This is a genomic window from Candidatus Binatia bacterium, from assembly GCA_026415395.1.
GTDB lineage: Bacteria > Desulfobacterota > Binatia > HRBIN30 > HRBIN30 > HRBIN30.
Genome location: JAOAHD010000002.1, coordinates 505,121 through 522,690 on the forward strand (window position 1 = coordinate 505,121; position 17,570 = coordinate 522,690).

At 59.6% G+C, this 17,570-nt stretch carries 16 protein-coding genes; 13 read left to right on the forward strand and 3 right to left on the reverse strand.

The features are described 5' to 3' along the window. Positions 1 to 13: 13 nt before the first annotated feature. Positions 14 to 550 carry a DUF4124 domain-containing protein gene (locus tag N3C12_02735; GenBank protein MCX8071356.1) on the reverse strand — a complete coding sequence of 179 codons (537 nt, stop codon included), beginning with the start codon at positions 548 to 550 and terminating at the stop codon, positions 14 to 16. A 444-nt stretch (positions 551 to 994) separates the two neighbouring features. Between N3C12_02735 and N3C12_02740 the strand changes: the two genes are divergently transcribed. The 6 genes from N3C12_02740 (at position 995) to N3C12_02765 (ending at position 6,566) form a co-directional block, all read left to right on the forward strand. Continuing rightward, on the forward strand, positions 995 to 2,752 hold the full coding sequence (locus N3C12_02740; protein ID MCX8071357.1) for an acyl--CoA ligase: 1,758 nt from the start codon (positions 995 to 997) through the stop codon (positions 2,750 to 2,752). Next, positions 2,752 to 3,024: an acyl carrier protein gene (locus N3C12_02745; GenBank protein ID MCX8071358.1), complete on the forward strand. Its 273-nt coding sequence runs from the start codon at positions 2,752 to 2,754 to the stop codon at positions 3,022 to 3,024. The genes N3C12_02740 and N3C12_02745 overlap by 1 nt, the downstream gene beginning before the upstream one ends. Then, positions 3,014 to 4,327, forward strand: a complete 1,314-nt coding sequence (locus tag N3C12_02750) for a type III PLP-dependent enzyme (protein ID MCX8071359.1) — start codon at positions 3,014 to 3,016, stop codon at positions 4,325 to 4,327. Before N3C12_02745 ends, N3C12_02750 begins: the two co-directional genes overlap by 11 nt. Further along, positions 4,311 to 5,288, forward strand: a complete 978-nt coding sequence (locus N3C12_02755) for a sulfotransferase (GenBank protein ID MCX8071360.1) — start codon at positions 4,311 to 4,313, stop codon at positions 5,286 to 5,288. The genes N3C12_02750 and N3C12_02755 overlap by 17 nt, the downstream gene beginning before the upstream one ends. A gap of 3 nt (positions 5,289 to 5,291) precedes the next feature. Then, a complete protein-coding gene (locus tag N3C12_02760) occupies positions 5,292 to 5,984 on the forward strand; it encodes a hypothetical protein (protein ID MCX8071361.1) in 693 nt (230 codons plus the stop codon). Positions 5,985 to 6,143: 159 nt separating this feature from the next. After that, positions 6,144 to 6,566, forward strand: coding sequence for a hypothetical protein (locus N3C12_02765; protein ID MCX8071362.1), 423 nt, complete (start codon positions 6,144 to 6,146; stop codon positions 6,564 to 6,566). 86 nt (positions 6,567 to 6,652) lie between these two features. On the opposite strand, the gene N3C12_02770 is transcribed toward N3C12_02765, so the two are convergent. Next, a complete protein-coding gene (locus tag N3C12_02770) occupies positions 6,653 to 8,584 on the reverse strand; it encodes an alkaline phosphatase family protein (GenBank protein MCX8071363.1) in 1,932 nt (643 codons plus the stop codon). A gap of 82 nt (positions 8,585 to 8,666) precedes the next feature. On the opposite strand from N3C12_02770, the gene N3C12_02775 reads away from it, so the two are divergent. The 7 genes from N3C12_02775 to N3C12_02805 all read left to right on the forward strand — a co-directional run bounded on the left by N3C12_02775 (position 8,667) and on the right by N3C12_02805 (position 17,193). Further along, positions 8,667 to 10,478 (forward strand): tetratricopeptide repeat protein, encoded by a 1,812-nt coding sequence (locus N3C12_02775; GenBank protein ID MCX8071364.1) that lies wholly within the window; start codon positions 8,667 to 8,669, stop codon positions 10,476 to 10,478. A 5-nt stretch (positions 10,479 to 10,483) separates the two neighbouring features. Next, the gene (locus N3C12_02780; GenBank protein MCX8071365.1) at positions 10,484 to 11,284 is read left to right on the forward strand and encodes a hypothetical protein; all 801 of its coding nucleotides are present in this window, start codon (positions 10,484 to 10,486) and stop codon (positions 11,282 to 11,284) included. After that, entirely contained in the window at positions 11,281 to 12,975 is a 1,695-nt protein-coding gene (locus tag N3C12_02785; protein MCX8071366.1) for an ABC transporter substrate-binding protein, read from the forward strand. Before N3C12_02780 ends, N3C12_02785 begins: the two co-directional genes overlap by 4 nt. A 63-nt stretch (positions 12,976 to 13,038) precedes the next feature. Next, a complete protein-coding gene (locus N3C12_02790) occupies positions 13,039 to 14,022 on the forward strand; it encodes an ABC transporter permease (GenBank protein ID MCX8071367.1) in 984 nt (327 codons plus the stop codon). Positions 14,023 to 14,075: 53 nt separating this feature from the next. Continuing rightward, positions 14,076 to 15,107, forward strand: coding sequence for an ABC transporter permease (locus N3C12_02795; GenBank protein ID MCX8071368.1), 1,032 nt, complete (start codon positions 14,076 to 14,078; stop codon positions 15,105 to 15,107). Positions 15,108 to 15,140: 33 nt separating this feature from the next. Continuing rightward, complete coding sequence (locus N3C12_02800) at positions 15,141 to 16,340, forward strand: hypothetical protein (protein MCX8071369.1); 1,200 nt, start codon at positions 15,141 to 15,143, stop codon at positions 16,338 to 16,340. A 250-nt stretch (positions 16,341 to 16,590) separates the two neighbouring features. Then, entirely contained in the window at positions 16,591 to 17,193 is a 603-nt protein-coding gene (locus tag N3C12_02805; GenBank protein ID MCX8071370.1) for a hypothetical protein, read from the forward strand. 25 nt (positions 17,194 to 17,218) lie between these two features. On the opposite strand, the gene N3C12_02810 is transcribed toward N3C12_02805, so the two are convergent. Further along, positions 17,219 to 17,570: hypothetical protein (locus N3C12_02810; protein ID MCX8071371.1), on the reverse strand; the 352-nt coding region annotated here is incomplete at its 5' end.

The following is a 17,570-nucleotide window of genomic DNA, read 5'->3' on the forward strand; positions in this document are numbered from 1 at the left end:
TGCCTTCTGCACCCTACTCCCAACGCACAGCCAGCTCGACCGGCGGTTCGCCGTAAAGGCAGGGGTCAGTAATTTCCGCCTCGAAGCCCGTGCTTCCCTCAGGTGCAAGCGTATCTTGGGCGGGTGAAATTTCCCTTTCCAGACAGGGATTTCCTTGCACGGCATCCGTTGCTTTCACCACCAGGACGACCCTGCGGGCCTCGCTACCGCCGGTGTTGCGCAGTTCTCCGGAAACTCGTATGGAGTTCGGAGTGAGTCGCTCCACTTCTTGCTTGGCGATGACCACGCGGGCAGCGCCAGATTGCGCTCGTTGCGGCGTTGCGGCCGCGGCTGCTTCCGCGGGCGGCTGAGTCGGGGCGTCTGTCGCCGCCGGGCGTGGCGGCAGGACCCTTTCTTCCGCTGCTTGCCGACCTGCCGGTGGGTGGTCGGAGAAATGCACCACGCCGCGTTCATCCGTCCACTTGTAGTAACGCTGAGCCAGCGCGACTGAGGCAGACGCTAGGAGGACAACGCAAAGGGCTGGGCGCAAGAAGCGTTGGCAGTGATTCATAGTGAATCTTTAGGGCGTTGATCCGTGGCGAGTCAACAGCAAGCCTGACGACGATAAAGCCCCGCAGTGGATTGGCACATTGGCCGAATAGTGCTGACTCGAGTTGGAGCTCTTCGACCAGCGGGACTTCGGGAATGCTCTGAACCGCTGTCTGCGTTGTTGCACAAGTTCGGCGTCCCCGATGCGCTTTTTGGCAAGTACGCTTAGGCCTCTCGGCGGTGCGCAGGATGCACTTCCTTGTTAGAGGATTCCCACGAATTTCGTGTTGGCAGCGTTTGCTCGTTTACCGATTGGTGATCCAGATAGCGTTTGAGCGCGGGTCGCTTCAGCTTTGGTGTTTATGCTACCCGCCGGGCCAAGGGCTTTCTCCGTTTCTGGAGCAATTGCCCTGCTGTAGGGGCGCTGCTTGACTGGTCTGCAGACGAGCGATATGGACGATCGTCCATGGATGCCCTTCAGCGGCCGCTTTCCAACCGAGTAGCTGAAAGTGGCTCTGGGGAACGCGCTCCTTCAACGCAGGCTTTTGCCCAGCGGCTCGCCGAGCAGGCAGTGAGGTCCCCTCATAAGATTGCTTTGTCCAGGTGGGTACCGGGTAAAGGCTTCGCCCTTTTGACCTACCGAGATTTGCTCGGATTGAGTGAAGACATTGAAAAATCGTTAGCAGTCTTTTCGCATGTCGTACCGATTTTAGGGGGCAAGTCGTTTCAAGCTGTCGCCGCAATGGTGGCCGCCTCAAGGTCTCGTCTACCGTTTTGTTTCCTAAACCCAAAATGGCGACGGCCGCAGCTTGAGTTCGCGTTACGCCAACTTCGCGCAAAGGCATGCTTTCTCGATTCAGCTGGCTTGCTTGCTCTACAAGGCCTCTCGGATAGGGACCTTTGGACTCGTAACATAGAGTGGATTGTAATCGAGCCGGAACTCGCTGGGCTGGCGAGCGAGATGGCCAATCGTTTGGCCAGTTTTGCCACTTTGCGCTCGATGCCCCTCTCCAGCGATACGCGTGGAGAGGCCGCCTGTCCGGACTCACCTCTGGGTACCTCCGTTGGTGCTTGTTTATTTACGTCGGGTTCGACAGGCCGACCGAAGGGGGTGCTCGTTTCGGCTGAAGATCTCGACGCGAGGATCGATGCAGAAATTGCGTGGTTCGGCCTTACTGAAGCGGACGTCCTGTTGAACGTGCTGCCATTCTCGTTCGATGTGGGCTTGGCTCAACTGATGACCGGATTGGCGTTGGGAGCTGAGGTGGCCATGCTGGAATCGTGGCTACCTCGAGATATCTTGTTGGCGGTTGAGCAGCGATCGGTAACCTGCATTGCGGGGGTTCCGTCAGTATGGTCTGAGTTCGTGAGGCAGGGTGTGAGGTTGGACTCCGCGGGGCGCCATCGTTCCCTTCGATATGTGACCGTGTCTGGCGGTAGTTTGCCCCTGAACGCGCTCGAGCAGCTCATGAAAGCGTTCGAAGGGGTCGGGATCTATAAAACGTATGGACAGACTGAGGCGTTTCGCGCCACCTCACTGAGGCCTGAAGATTTGCACAGAAAACTTGGTAGTGTTGGAAAACCCTTTCCCGGAGTGCATGTGCGGGTTGTGAGAGATGATGGAACCCTTTGTGCACCGGGGGAGGTCGGGGAAGTGATTCACTGCGGTCTGGGGACCATGGTTGGTTACCTCGATGATGACAATGAAGTAGACGTTCAGGAAAAGCGCAAACTCCGCGCCAACCCGTTTTTCGGGCACGGGGATGAACACCCGCAGGTTGTCTTTACCGGGGATCTGGGGTTTCTCGACGAGGATGGCTTTTTGTTCCTCAAGGGGCGACGGGATGCATTGATTAAGGTGTTTGGCAATCGAGTGTACCCATTAGAGGTTGCAGAGCAGATAGCGTCCTTACCTGGCATTGAGGATGTATACGTGGCGCCAGTGTCCGGGACGTCAGGGGAAGCAGAACTGGCTGCTTTCATCTTGGCTCGGGAACCGGCACTTAGCCGTGCGGAAGTGCGAAAAGCACTGGCTTTGCGACTACCCAGTTACATGGTGCCGAAACACTTCGTGTTTGTGGATGGGCTGCCAAAAGGCGCAACGGGGAAGATCGATGGCTTGGAATTGATTTCGCGGCACGGGTTCGCTCCCTATCGGGCAGAGGGCCCTACGCTTACGATGGACTCTGGGCCCCTAAGAGCCGAAAACGGGGCTTGTGAGTAATGACTCGGGTTGGTGGTTGCATGCTGGACGCGGACGCGATTTTGAAATTTCTCGAAGAGACAGTTGGCATAGATACCCGTGAACTCGATGTCGGTACGCCTCTATTCTCCTCGGGGCTGATCGACTCGGGCGCGATGGTGGAGTTGATTACGTTCGTGGAGGCGCAAACTGGAGTACGTTTCACCCCAGACGACCTAACACTCGAGAACTTAGATACGATTGCCAACATTCTGGGGTTCGTTGCTAGAGCTGAGAATCGCTGTGACGACTGAGCACCTCGCAATTCTTCAATCGGTCGCTCAACGCTTCGGGACGCCCTGTTACGTTTATTTCTTGGATTCGATTAGGGAGCGCGTTGCTCTGTTGAAGACTGCCTTCGAGGGGCTCTTCAGCATTAGTTACGCAGTCAAGAGTAACCCGAACTTGGGACTTCTGCGGCGAATCGGGGGAATGGTCGAGTACCTCGACGTATCTTCGGCAGGGGAGATTGCCCGCGCTCTCCGGGCCGGCTGGCCTGCTGCGATGTTGACCTTCACCGGCCCCGGTAAGACGGAGTCTGAACTCGCATTTGCAGTAGAGGTGGGCGTGGGGGAGATTGTACTGGAGTCAGCAGACGAAGCCCGCGTCCTTAAGGAGCTAGTACGACGCACCGGGCGCCGGCAGCGGGTGTTGCTGCGCATCGCGCCTGAACGGGTTCCTCGCGGGTTTGGGTTGGTCATGGGGGGCAGGGCGACCCCATTTGGTATCGACCAGGAGCAGCTCGATGAAACCGTGGCGTTTGTGGTTTCGTCTCCCGAGCTCGAGTTGGACGGCTTTCATGTTTTTGCGGCTTCCCAGTGTTTAAGGGTGGAACCACTGGTTGAGTACTACGAAATCGTAACTCGGCTCTTCCGCCAAACCTGCGAACGTTTGCACCTGAGCCCCCGAACGTTTGTCTTCGGGTCAGGCCTAGGAATTCCCTACCATCCGGAGGAGTCGCCTTTGGACCTTTCCGCGCTAGCCCTAAGGGCATTGCCGATGCTCCGACAGTTTGCTCAATGGGCATGTGCCCGAAGGAAAGATGCGACCCTCGTTTTGGAAACCGGACGTTATTTAGTTGGCGAAGCTGGGGTCTACCTCGCCGGTGTGACTCGGATTAAGCGTTCGCACGGCCAAACAATCGCGATTTGCGATGGAGGTATGCATCAGCACTTGACGGCGGCCGGCCATTTGGGTGGGGTGATCCCTAGGAATTTTAAAATCACGAAAGTCTATTCCACCGCAAAGAGCGATGGCGAACAGGTCTATACTTTAGTCGGGCCATTGTGCACCACACTCGACACCCTCGCTCGCAGTATCTCTTTACCGCGCCTCTCTCCCGGGGACGTGATTGCAGTCTGGGCCAGCGGTGCCTATGGGCTCACGGCAAGCCCCTGGCACTTCATTAGTCATCCCCCCCCGAAGGAAATTGTAGTAGAGTCTGTCTCAGGCGAGTCTCTGGCAATAGACGAGAGTGACTTCGGCCCGCTTTGGTGGCCAGCGGAGGCCAGTGTCGCCGTGGCGAACCACAACGGAACTAATGAGCAGCAAGGCTAAGGATTTAGAGGGCATACTTATTTTAGGGGTCCCGCGCTCGGGTACGACGCTTGTCCGACGCCTGATTAACGTTCTCCCGAACATCGCGTGTCCAGGTGAAACCAACGTCTTCACGGGGTGCGGTCGGCTCCTGCGGAGCGAGGAAATCTCTGGAGGTGTACGCATTGGGATATTGGATGGGCTCGCATATGCCGGATTTTCGCAAGAGGAGGTTATTCGTCGTCTTCGTGACTTCGCCTTTGGTTTTCACCGTGAATATGCACATCGTCTTGGCAAAAAACGTTGGGCTGCAAAAACGGCATTCGACATTTTCTACTTGGAAGAAATCGAACAGCTGTGCTCGGATGAGGTCGCGTACGTCTGCGTCGTAAGGCACGCGCTGGACGTCGTGGTCAGCCTTCGAGAATTGTGCGATAGAAATGGTAGGTACTTGCGTGAGCTGCACGATTACGTGATCCGGAACCCGGACTATTTTCAAGCGTTCGTGCAGCTTTGGGTGGACTTGAATGAGCGTCTTTTGGAATTTGTTGGTCGCCACCCAGGTAACTCCTTCTTGCTGCGTTACGAGGACTTGGTGAGGGATCCAAACGCGACAATGCATGAGGTTGCAGAATTTCTGGGAGAGCCCTGGGAAGAAGGGTTGATAAGTGCGGCACTTGCGGACCGAAGCGCAGTCGGCCTCGGGGATTGGAAAACCTACGGAAAGCCGCTGGTTGATAGTAACAGCGTGGGACGTTGGCGATCGCTCCCCCGCCGCACGGTCGCTCTCTTGGCGTCGACATGTAACCCCCTTTTGCAGAGGTTTGGCTACGAGCCCGTTTCTGTGGCATTGGAACCCATGTCGCGTTCCGAGTCGCAACGGCGCTACCAGCTTGGACTGTGGTTGCAGGCTCTTAAGTCAGGTTCGGGAGCAGCCGGACTCCTCGGTGAATCGAGTAAGAAAGGGTCGCCAGAGGAATAGTTGGTGATTCACAAGGCCCGTTGGTTTCGCCTGGCGGCGGAGGCGCTTGTCTTCTTTTTGCGGGAGAACGGATTGCGCAAGACAACCCGCATGGCCCTCCACCGGTGTTTCGGAGAAGAGGAGTGGCTTGGACTCATACGCTACCTGGAAGCGCCGAAGACTCCTCTCTCTTTGCCGAAACAAGTGAATGGGGTGACCATTCGGCTGCTCGATAGAGAATCCTTGGATACTGCGGTGCGGTTACCGGAAAGCAGGGTTTGGCTTTTGCCACCACACCGCCGGCGGCAAATGATGGAAGAGTGGGTGGAGCGGGCTCTCATTGCCGAGAAGGACGGGCGTCTGGTGGGGATTGTGTGCTACGTTGACTGCCCTGGGCAAAGCCAACCTTGGTACTCGGTTGTGGAACCGTGGTTGCGACAGCCTGCGAGGCTAACCAAGCTACTGTACGCAAAACCTGGAGAGCGCGGCGTCGCCTGGGCGTTGGCAACCTGTGGAACGGAGTGGTGCGCTAGCCAAGGAGTCCGTTCAATCTTGTCATGGATCCAAGCGACAAATCGGAGCTCCTTGTTGGTGAATCGCTTGCAAGGAGGAAAGATCGTTGGCCGCATGAGGAAGCGTTTCCGTTTGGGACGGGAAACCGTGACGTGTTGGCCCGAGGGAGTGAGCGATACCGCGAAGAGTGCCTTGGGTGGCTAGCCGCTTTTGAGGGGATGCTTCGTGTTATGGTTTGGACTCGAAATAGATCCCTGGCCTCTCATCCGGAGCTAACAGGGGCGAGGCTAAGGGGCTGCCCAATAGAACCGTCGGTAATCCTGTGATCCGACGTCGAGGGACCGACAAGGACGTTGGGGACCCTTGCGCTCAGGAGCCGAATGCTTAGGTTTCGCGACCGTCACCATGCAGAACTCCAAACACAATCATCAGGAAATTGTCTTGCGCGCGTTTGACCGGTTGTTTGACCGTGCCGCCGCCAAGCTACGCGTGCAAGTTTCGGAAGAAGAAAAACAAGAAGCCCGCAGGGATTTCGCCGAACGGGCCGCACAAGCCATCGATCTTTTTGCCCAAATGGGCGTGCTCGAAATTCCCGAAGAAGTCATGCAGCACATGGAAGCGTCTTTGGACAAACTATCTCCGGGGCAGCTCATCGGATACATCGCCGCGCTTCCTTTGGTTCATCAAGCACAAGAGGTCATGCGGCAACTCGCCTATCAGGCCGCGCAGCAAAAGCTGCTAGAACGCATGATCGAACAGGCGGACGATACGTACGGCGGCAACTGACGTAGCATCGCTACTGTGGCGCCAGCCTCATCGTCGTCTGGGTAGTGGGGAGCCGGAGGTTCTCACTTCGCACCCCCGGCGAAATGCTAGGCCCTGGCCCCGAACAAGCGCTCCCTTGCTGAGGGCAAAAGGGGGCGCCCATTCAACAGCAGGTGACGGGGGTTGTATTCGGGGTGGCGTATGGAGAGAGCGATTTCGTCCGCCGTGCGGTCGGCGGGAATGGCAAATCCTGCGACCCCGGCAGCGTTAGTCCGTAACTGGGCAATCAGTCGGTCGGCCCCGGCAATCACGCGTACCTCGGCGCCTTCAACCGGCGGTTGCTCTCCCGAGAGGTCCGCATCGTTGTCGAGTACGAACACCCGTGCGGTTCGCCCGTCTGCGGCACGCTCCACGCGCACGGCGAGGTCGCGCAACCAAATCATCGGCTCGCCAGTGATTGTCCGCATGCCGATTCGCTCCGGGTGACGCGCGGCGTTGGCACGCAGCTCCACGCGTTGTGGCGCCATGCCGTGGTCAGCCGTGAACACGAACAGCGTGGATTCGATGAGGCCGTTGCGCTGGAGAGCATCGAGAACCAGTCCCAGGCGGCGGTCGGTTTCCGCAATTGCAGCCCGCAACCCTTCACCGTGTGGGCCATACTCGTGCCCAGCTCCGTCCGTGAGTGCAAACTCATGCGCAACGAACACCGGGGGTGGCAGACTCGGGTCGTCGAGTAACGTGAGGATTTGCGCCAACCCGCGGGCATCGAGGATGGCTTCCCGATGCACGCTATCTTTGCCATCCGCCTGATACCGCGGGTCAATGTGCTGGAGGAATTCGGCCGTGTACGAACGTAAACGGTCGCGCGCCCCGAGCACCCGTTGCTCCAGCGCGGCATGCTGGGCACCCCGGCTCTGCGGCTCGTGAATGCTGACGGTGAGCGCCTCTGCGCCGTAAACCCGCCGAAATGCCTCATAGAGCGTTTCGACACCGGTGCCGAGAAAACCCTCGGTCAGCATCCCTTGCGCCTGAGGGGCGAGGGGCTCCCGCCGAGCACGGTCGTAATAAGTCGGATTGACAATGTCATGATGGCCGCACCATGCACCGGTCAAAATCGTGCTGTGGCTCGGCCACGTAATACTCGGGAAATTCACCACCGAGCCGAAGGAAAACCAAGCACTGCGATCGAGCACGCGACGGAGGTTGCGAATTGCCGGATCGCTGGTTTGCCACAAGTAGACGAGCTCGGGGTGGCTGAGCCCGTCGAAGACGATCAAGTAGACACGTTGTGGACGTCTCTGGCCCTCGGCGATGATCTCGGTGATCACACGCCCGTCCTGCCGCTCCAAGTACACATCGGGCGCCACGCCGCGTTCAGAGGCGCGGCGCCCGCTCCAGTCGCGCCCGTCGATGAGCGGGAAGCCCATGATGTGGCAAATTGTGGGTGCAATATCGACGTGGCGAACCGCCAGCGGATAGTTGCCGGGACGCACGGCAGGGCCGGCAAACGCGAGCGGTGCGCGCGACTGAACGACGTCCAGAGCCCCATGCTGCCCGAGCTGGGTGCCGAACGCGTAGCACTTCGGGCTGATGACGAGATCCCCCGTGTACGGACTATCGAAGAGTTGAGCGATCCGCTCCAAAGCAAAAGGGTACGAAAGGTGCTCGGGCTCGATGAACGCCAGGTTGGGGTCCGAGCCATCGTAACCGGAGCGCACGGCCGCGGCACGCTCCTCTTCCACGGTGCTTACCAAATCCGCATCGGTGCGCGCTATCGGGTTGTCGCCGATGAGTTCGACAACACGAAATGCTTGCTCGCCATCGCAACACAAGCGCTGGAAACGCAAAAGGCCGCGGCGTGACCACACTTCGTACGTGCTATCGCGACAAGTGAGGACGAGATCGACGTGGTCCCGCACCTCCGGGTCGTCGAGCAAGGCGAGCAGTGCCCGCTCTGCTGATTCGTACTGTTGCGGATCCAAGCCTTGTCCACCTTGTCGTTCGGGCCGCCAAACTTGGCCATGAGAAACGTCTTTCATCGTCAATCCCTCGCCGCTAGGGAACGCGGCACTCCCAGCGCGTAGAAGGGCTGGGTAGAATTTGCTACGCGTTGCCGTTCATATGCCGCCGCTCTTACGCGTTTTACGCACACACCTGACTCTCGCTGTCGTTGCGGGCAACTCCTTGATCCTCGCCGGGTGCGCAGTGTTTCGCAAACCTCCGGACCCTTGGCAACAATTTCCCTGGACGGTGGAACTGGGACCCTCGCAGGTAGAAGCAAAGGTGGAGATCCCGCCCGAGGCACCGGCTCTCGGTCACTTTCTCAAAGCCCAACTGGCATTGCACGATGGCGAGTTGGAGCGGGCGGCGCGGGAGCTGGCGAGTGCGGTGGCAGCCGATCCCGCTTCTCCGTTTTTGCGACGCCGGCTGGGGCTGCTGTACGTGCGGCTTGGCCGCCTCGACGAAGCTCGCGAGCAACTGCAGGCGGCGGTCGATCTCGACCCGCGAGATGTCCATTCCCGCATGCTGCTCGCAGGGCTGGCATCCGCGATGGGCGATGAAGCGACCGCGGAGCGTGAGTACGAAGCAGTACTGGCTCAAGAGCCAGCGAACCAGGAGGCCCACCTGTTCCTCGGGGCGCTGCGCGCCAAGCAGGGGAAGTATGATCAGGCGATCGAGGTTCTCGAGAAATTGGTTCGGCTCAATCCTTCGTCGTTGCTCGCTTACGCCTATCTTGGTCGTGTCTATGCCGCCAAGCAGGACTTTGCCGCAGCCGAACGTGCGTTTAAAGAGGCGCTGCGTTTAAGCCCGGGGACGGAAAATCTGCTCCTCGATCTTGCCGAGCTTTACCAGATGCAGAACAAACCGCAGGAGGCCATCGAAATTTATCAGCGCATGCTGCAGGCGGACCCGCACAGCGCCGTCGTCCGCCGCCGCTTGGGTGGCCTGTTTGTCGGTCAGAACCGCTTGGACGAGGCTCTGAACGAATTCAAGGAGCTCGAAAAAATCGAAACGGATCCGCAGGACACGCGCACTAAGATCGGCCTCATTTATTACGAGAAGGGTGAGCTGGAGAAGGCCGTTACCGAATTTTCTCTCGTGCTCGCTGCCGACCCGCAAAACTACCGGGTGCGGTACTACTTAGGGGCCGTGTTTGCCGACTTGCGCGACTACGACCGTGCAGTGGCCGAGTTCGAGCAAATCCCGCGCGAGGCCGAATTTTACGCTGACGCTCAGGCACAAATCGGTGCGATTCGCCAGCGGCAAGGGCGGCTCGACGAGGCAATCGCTGCTGTGCTGCGCGCAATCGAGTCCAAGCCGGACAATGACGATCTGCGCACCTTTTTGGCGTCGTTGTATCGCGAAAAGGGCCAACTGCGAAAGGCCATCGAAATTCTGGAGCAGCTCGTTGCTAAGGCTCCAGACAACGACCGGTATCATTTTACCCTGGGAGCATTGTACGACGAAGCCAAAGACAAAGAGGCGTGTATCCGCCACATGCGCAAGGCCATTGAGCTCAATCCGGAGAACGCCCCTGCATTGAACTACTTGGGGTACACCTTTGCGGAGCAAGGGGTGAACCTTGACGAGGCGGAAGACTTGATTCGCCGTGCCCTGAAGATCGAGCCCAACGACGGTTACTACGTGGATAGCCTGGCTTGGGTGTACTACCAGCGGGGCGATTATCGCAAAGCGATCGAGCTACTCGAACGCGCGATGGAGCTGGTGAGCGACGACCCCACGATCACCGAGCACCTCGCCGATGCCTACCTAAAGGTTGGCCGCACGCAGGAAGCACTGAATCTCTTTCAGCAGGCTCTCAAGCGCGCCAAAGATCGCGACCAGATTCGCCGCTTGCAGGCAAAAATCGAGGCACTCGGCGGTAAGCCGGAAACCGCTGAGCAGCCGCCGGAAAAGGGGAGCGAACGGTGACGGTCATGTGGCGCCGCGCCTCCGTAGTGGTTGTGTTGGCCGCGTTCGTGTGGTGCGGGTGCGCCGGCCCGGCGCGACGCGGCACGGAGCAGGCGCTACCAGTCCCGGATTCGACCGAGGTGATGGCCGCGTTTGCCGAACGAGCAAGCTTTCTGCGTAGCCTGAGGGCAGTGGCGAAACTACGCTACACCGATCCTCACGAACGGCATTCCGCCCGCCAGGCCATCGCGGTTGCGCGACCCGATAAAGTTCGCGTGGAAGTTGCGTCCATGTTCGGCACGGCCTTCGTGCTCGCCGCGCACGACCATCGGTTGCTTGCGTACTTGCCGGAGGAAAACACCGTGTACCAAGGAACGGCAAGTGCAGAAAACGTTTGGCGTTACACGCGTGTGTGGATGCCCGTGAGCACGCTCGTCGAGGTGCTGCTCGGAGTGCCCGCGGGTGGTCAGGCGGAGGCAGCACCGTGCAACGGGCAAAGCGCGCAGTTTGTATGCCTGCGTCAAGGCGCCGGCCAAGGTGGCCTGCTGGTGGCCCTAGATGCGCGCGGGCTGCCGGCGGAAGTGGAGGAACTCGGGTCAGTTGATGGCGCCGTGCTGTGGCGTGCACGCTACCTCGAGTACTCCGATGAGACGACGCCCCCAGCTCCGAAGCATTTGGTGATCGAGGTGCCCCGCTACCGGCGTTCGGTGTCCTTACAATTGAGCGATATCGAAGTGAACCCGCCGATTGGCGACGACGTGTTTCGCCTAGACATCCCGCGCGGTGTGCGTGTGGTCGATCTTGACGAACAGGAGGCGGCCGAGTGACCTACTGGTTCAGTGGGTTGTTTGCCATCCTCCTGTTGGCGGGGTGCACCCGCGAGACTCCCAACAACCCGAGTGCGGAGAAGAACCGCCCGCGTTTGCTCACGAATGCAACAATTAGCGATCCGAAGACCTTCAACCCGATTCTATCTGTCGACGCCGCCTCGACGGCCGCGACCGCAGATCTATTCGAAGGATTGGTGCGTACCAACCCGCTGACAACTGAACAGGAGCCCCTGCTCGCCGAGCGATGGGAGGTCGACGAAACGGGTACGAGATGGACCTTTTTCTTGCGCCGCAACGTTCGTTGGTTTGACGGCCAGCCATTCACCGCCGCCGATGTTGCATTCACGTTTCGTGTGGTATTTGACGACCGTGTCCCGAATAGCCTCCGACACGTGTTGTTGGTCGATGGCCAAGCGCCGAAAGTTGAGGTGGTTGACGATTTCACCGTGCTCTTTACCCTGCCGCGACCGTTTGCCCCGTTCCTCAATGCAGTGGGCATCCCCATCGTTCCCAAGCATGTGCTCGAGCCCGCACTGAACAGTGGAACCTTTGCCCAGCAGTGGGCCATCGACACGCCGCCGGAGAAGCTGATTGGAACGGGCCCTTATAAAATCACGCGTTTTATCCCCGCCCAGTTCATCGAATTCCAGCGTAATCCCGATTATTGGATGCGTGACGAGAACGGGGCCGCCTTGCCGTATTTGCCCGGTCGGGTGCAGTTGATCGTGCCGGATCAGGACACCATGTATCTGAAGTTCGTGGCCGGCCAAACGGATCTCCACTACCCCCGACCGGAAGAGGTTCCCGAACTGCGGCAAAAGACGGAGACCATGCAAATTTCCGTTCAGGAGGTTGGGCTGGATCCAGGCTCCACTTTCGTCGCATTCAACCGCAATCCCGCTCACTACATCCGCGACGGTAAGCGGGATCCCCGTTTGGATTGGTTTACGGATCGCAATTTCCTTCGCGCCATTGCCCATGCGATCGACAAACAGTCGATGATTGTGAACTGCCTCAATGGTTACGGAAAGCCCGCCGTTGCGGAGATCTCCCCCGAAAACAAGTTGTACCACAACCCGAATTTGAAGGAGTACGAGTACGACCTGGATTTGGCACGGAAGTATTTGGAAGAAGGTGGTTACCGGGATCGCGACGGTGATGGCTGGCGGGAGGACGGGCGTGGCAACGTGCTGGAATTCTCCCTGACGACAAACGCCGGCAACCAGGTCCGCGAGAAGATGTGCTCGATTTTGAAAGAGGATTGGACCAAGCTCGGAATCAAAGTGAACTACCGCCCGCTCGACTTCCAGGCCTTGGTGGAGAAGCTCAGCACCAGTTACGATTGGGATGCGGTGCTCATCGGTTTTACCGGAACGATCGAACCCAACAACAGCGCAAACTTTCTGCGCTCCAGTGGCAATTTGCACTTCTGGCACCCGAATCAGCCAGAGCCGGCAACACCGTGGGAGGCGGAGATTGACCGGCTTCTCGATCAGGGTTCGCGCGAGCTCGACCCGCAAAAGCGCCGCCAATATTACTGGCGCATTCAAGAAATCTTGCACGAAGAACTGCCGATCATCATGACGGTGCGGGACTTGCGGTTCGTTGCGTACCGGAAGGCGTTGCAAAACTTCCGTCCCACCGTGTGGGGCTTGTATCGGCCGGAACTCATTCGCTTCGCTGAGTGAGCGTCGACAACACCGGCCGCTTCGGTATCGGCACGGGAGCGGAGAGCTGGGGAAAGAGAGGCGATGGCAGGCTACCTGATCCGGCGCTTGGTCCAAATGGTCCCGCTGCTGTTCGGGATCACGTTTCTCTCCTTCCTCATCATGAACCTCGCGCCAGGGAATTTTTTCACTCAGTTGCGCATGAACCCCGCAATTTCCCCAGAGTTGGTCCGGCAGCTCGAAGAGCAGTTCGGTTATGGGGATCCCTTACTCGTGCAGTACGCTAAGTGGGTTTGGCGGGTTCTGCATTTCGATTTGGGAATGTCCGTGGCCTATCGCGTCAATGTGGCCGACCTCATCGGGATGCGGGTGGGAAACACGATCATCCTGTCCGTCACGAGCATGTTGGTTGCGTGGGGTTTAGCGATCCCGATGGGGATTCTTGTAGCCTTGCGGCCGCACTCGTGGCTCGACCGGAGTTTGTCGTTTGCAGCATTTTTTTGGATGTCGCTACCGAGTTTTTTCTTTGCCTTTCTCCTCATGTATCTCGCCTTGCAGACGGGTTGGTTCCCGGTAGGGGGGTCGATTTCCGTCGACTATGATCAACTCGACTGGTGGGGAAAAATCGTCGATCGCGCCCGGCACTTGGTTTTGCCTGCCTTGATCCTCGGCACCGGAGGTTTGGCGAGCTTGATGCGTCTCATGCGGGCAAACATTCTGGAACTTAAACAAGCGGATTTTGTGCGCACCGCCCGCGCCAAGGGTCTTCCCGAGTCGGTTGTCGTGCGGCGGCACATCCTGCGCAACGCGTTGAACCCGTTTGTGACCCTCGCCGGTGCGGAGCTCGGGGAGCTAATCGGGGGTGCGGCTTTGGTCGAGGCGGTGATGAACCTGCAGGGTATGGGCACGCTGATTTTGGAAGCCGTACAACGGCTCGATACGTATGTGGTCATGGGCTCGATCTTGATTGGTTCCATCCTCTTGCTCGTCGGAAATTTGCTTGCCGACTTGCTGCTGACCGTGGTGGACCCGCGCATCGATTTCACCCGTTTGCAGCGCGAGGGCTGAGGGCATTTGCGCAACCATGAGAACGTTGTGGCCAGTTTAAGCCGATGCCGCCCGTGACCCCAACTGCCGCCACAACAGCGCGCCGTCATCCGGGGCTGGTCGTATGCGCCAGCGCGTTCGTTCTCGCGTCGTTGTACCTGATGGCCATCTTTGCGCCCTGGGTGGCGCCATACGACTACACCGAGCAAATGCGGGCGTTTCCGCACTGCCCGCCGTCGGCATTACGCATCAACCCGCCGTGGCGTTGGCAGGAATCGATTTTGTACACCTACCCGCGTAAGCTTGTGGATCCCACCACCCGCCAATACGAGGAGGATCGCTCCCGGCGCGTGCCAGTGGTGCTGCTGGCCTACGGCCGTTTGTTTACCACCCCACCGGGCGAGCCGCGCTTTTTCTTGTTCGGTACCGATAGCTTGGGGCGCGATTTGTTCTCCCGCATCGTTCATGGCTCGCGTGTGAGCCTGTTCATTGGTGTGATCGGCGTGGCCCTGAGCTTCACGATCGGGATTTTTGTTGGTGCCGTTGCCGGCTACTGGGGCGGCTGGGTGGACAACGTGCTCATGCGGCTGGTGGAAGTCCTCATGTCCCTCCCTTCGTTTTATTTCTTGCTCGCGCTCGCCGCGGTCATTCCACCGAACATCGATCCGGCAACCACCTTCGTGTTGATTGTCGTGTTGATGAGCTTCGTGCGCTGGGCGGGATTCGCTCGCATTGTGCGGGGGATGGTCGCCTCCTTGCGCGAGCGCGAATATGTGCAGGCTGCGCGCGCCCTTGGTGCCACTCGGGCTCGGGTGATCATCCGCCATGTCATTCCCGGCACGTTTGGGTACACAATCACCGCTGCGACTTTGAGCATCCCAAGCTTCATTCTCGGGGAAAGCGCGCTCTCGCTCCTCGGCTTGGGCATTCAAGAGCCAGGGGCGAGCTGGGGCAATCTATTGGCCTCGGCTCGGAACGTGCAGGTGTTGGCCCGGTACCCGTGGGTACTGACGCCCGGCTTGTTTATCTTCGCCACGGTCATGGCGTTTAACTTCCTCGGGGATTACTTGCGCGACCGCTTCGATCCCCGCAGCAGTGCTGCCTAGCGTAGGGCTTGGCAGAGGCGGGCCGATACTCTGATGTCGCACCGCGATGCGGATTTCCTCGCTGTCCGCCGCCTGATCGTTCTCGGTTCCCTGTCGTTTGCCTCGGTGGGCATTGCCGTGGTGTTACCGGGCGCGCTGTTGCCACTGTGGATCGACCGGCTTGCGATCGAACTCTCCCAGGCAGGCTTGCTGCTGGCGGTTCAGCCTCTCGGCCATCTCGCTGCGGTGCTACTGTGTCCCTATCTCCTGGGAGAGTCCACTGTGGCCCGGACTCTGGCCGTGGCCGGTGCCATGCTCGCGAGCGGGCTTGCGGCAATAGGATGGCTTACTGCGTGGCAGGCGGCGTTGGCGGCCATGGCGCTCAGCGGGGCGAGCATCGGTATGCTGGAGGTGGCAACGAACACCGTCTTGCTTACCCGCACGCCGCAACCGAACCGCGTGTTGAACTTCACCCATTTGTTTTTCGGAGTAGCCTCCGTGTGTACGCCGCCCGCAGCCGCATTGGCTCTCCGCGTAGGGTTCCCGTGGGAATGGCTTTGGATGTGGGCCGCAGTTCCCATTGCCGTCACGGCTCTATGCTGGCTGTTCACTGCCCCTGGGATCGGCGCGCAGCCGCAAAGCAGCTCGAGAGCAGCTCGGGGGCAATTGGGCGAGCGCGGTTGGGGGCCAACGCTCGCCTTGGCGGCGGCCATGGCTGCGTACGTCGGTGCGGAGATTGGCTTTGGGAGCTGGTATACGGAATACGCTACCAGTGTTTACGGCGTCTCGCTGGTGGCCGCAGGTTATGGTTTGGCTGGTTATTGGGGCGGCCTCACCGTCGGTCGGCTACTGCTTGCGCTGTGGGCTCCGGGGCATAGCAGCGTGGCGTTCGTGGCGGGTTTGGCAGTAAGTGCGGCAGCACTTTCTGGCCTTGCCTTAGGTGCGCCAGGTATGGGGGCATTTATCTTCACCACTGTAGGGCTCGGCTTGGCGCTCGCGGGCATCTTCCCGGGAATTCTCGCATTGTCGACGGGTTGGTACCCGCGGGATATTGCGCGGGTGACCTCTGCCTTGCTTGCCGGCGCCGGCTTGGGACAAATGGCGTTCCCATGGATCATGGCGGTGCTCGCGCAGCACGTCGGTCTCGCGCGAGCGATGTGGATCTACCCTTTGCTTTGTTGCCTTGTTGCGATGGCGGTGGCCATCGGTCAGGCGATGCACAACAAACCCGTCGAGCGACCCGCGCCGCGCTGAGGCATCAAACTAGAATAATGGATTCGGTTGCAGGAGGGCGGCGTCGAAGCGCGTACAGACTGAATAAAGCGCGGAGTGGAAGCGCGACGGGAAAGGGTCCTCCGGCAGGTCTATTCGACAAAAGCGTAAAATCGTGCCGCGGCGAATGTCGAAAGAGCGGCTCAGCTATGGCCGGTGACTTGTGCAGGAAGGCGAGTGGCAGAGGCGGATGGGCTGGGAGCACTTCGGCTGCTGGCGAACGGAGGTGTATATGCTCAGTGAATGGTGGGCGATTGGTTTGATTCCATCGCTCGCAGTTGCAGCAGCAGTGGGTGCGGGGGGACTGTGGGGTGCAGTGGTGGCGGCAGTTCCCACTGGTTTTGTCCTCCACCAGCTGGCGCGCTTTCACCTCGAAGTGGTGGAGCGTGCATTCGACTGTCAGGCACGCCCGGCGTTAGCCCTAATCCAAGCGCGGCTCGGGCATTTCCTTGGCCGTGCTTCACTGACACCGTACCAGGTTTATGAAGTCACGCTCTATCGGCATCCCGAGTGGCAGGCGGCACGCGACCACATCCATCGCTGTTGGCACTGGGTGGCGAATTTACGAGCGGCTGCGTTCGCGGCTATTGTTGCTGGGGCCGTCCTGACGGCTGCTGCAATCACGGAGGCCTCTGTCTCGCCTGGTCTCCTGTTTGCGTGTGCCTTCGTGGTTGGCGTTACGGCTCTTTTCCTGTGGCAGAAGGCAAAGCGCACGCAGGCGTTGCTGCACGAGTTCGACAGTGCCTGGGTGCGCGCTCACTGGCCGGCCTACGAGGAGGTGGCGAGAAGCATAGCGGAGCGGTTCACCGCTAGCGGCCAGTACGAACCTAGCTGAAAGCCGTGCTTCCTACCCCGTTCGCCTACCGCGCCCACGCTTGGAGGGAGACAGCCGAATTGCGCGGGCTGCAGGGCAGCGCAGAAATGCTGCAGGGTTGGCGATTTCGGGGGTGACCGCCAAGGACCACCCCCGGACAATCGCCCCCTGCCACAGCACCCAGGGGGCGTGGTGGATGATGGCGGAGGGCCGCACCCGCATCGGCGAGGCCGGGCTGATGAGCGCTCCGTGCAACACCGTGCAACACCGCGTAGCGCCGCACCGTGGCTGTGCCCCGCGAGAACACCGTGCCGTGTACCTTGGCATTCGGCCGCAGCTCCGCCGTGCCACCCACCAGGATCAGCACCCGTTCCGCCGGCGACCCGTTCGGCCCCACA

Bases quoted from the DNA above. Each gene is read 5' to 3' on its own strand.
- N3C12_02735 (MCX8071356.1), bottom strand. From the start codon at position 550: ATGAATCACTGCCAACGCTTCTTGCGCCCAGCCCTTTGCGTTGTCCTC.
- N3C12_02790 (MCX8071367.1), top strand. From the start codon at position 13,039: ATGGCAGGCTACCTGATCCGGCGCTTGGTCCAAATGGTCCCGCTGCTG.
- N3C12_02740 (MCX8071357.1), top strand. From the start codon at position 995: ATGGATGCCCTTCAGCGGCCGCTTTCCAACCGAGTAGCTGAAAGTGGC.
- N3C12_02805 (MCX8071370.1), top strand. From the start codon at position 16,591: ATGCTCAGTGAATGGTGGGCGATTGGTTTGATTCCATCGCTCGCAGTT.
- N3C12_02775 (MCX8071364.1), top strand. From the start codon at position 8,667: ATGCCGCCGCTCTTACGCGTTTTACGCACACACCTGACTCTCGCTGTC.
- N3C12_02800 (MCX8071369.1), top strand. From the start codon at position 15,141: ATGTCGCACCGCGATGCGGATTTCCTCGCTGTCCGCCGCCTGATCGTT.
- N3C12_02780 (MCX8071365.1), top strand. From the start codon at position 10,484: ATGTGGCGCCGCGCCTCCGTAGTGGTTGTGTTGGCCGCGTTCGTGTGG.
- N3C12_02755 (MCX8071360.1), top strand. From the start codon at position 4,311: ATGAGCAGCAAGGCTAAGGATTTAGAGGGCATACTTATTTTAGGGGTC.
- N3C12_02745 (MCX8071358.1), top strand. From the start codon at position 2,752: ATGACTCGGGTTGGTGGTTGCATGCTGGACGCGGACGCGATTTTGAAA.
- N3C12_02770 (MCX8071363.1), bottom strand. From the start codon at position 8,584: ATGAAAGACGTTTCTCATGGCCAAGTTTGGCGGCCCGAACGACAAGGT.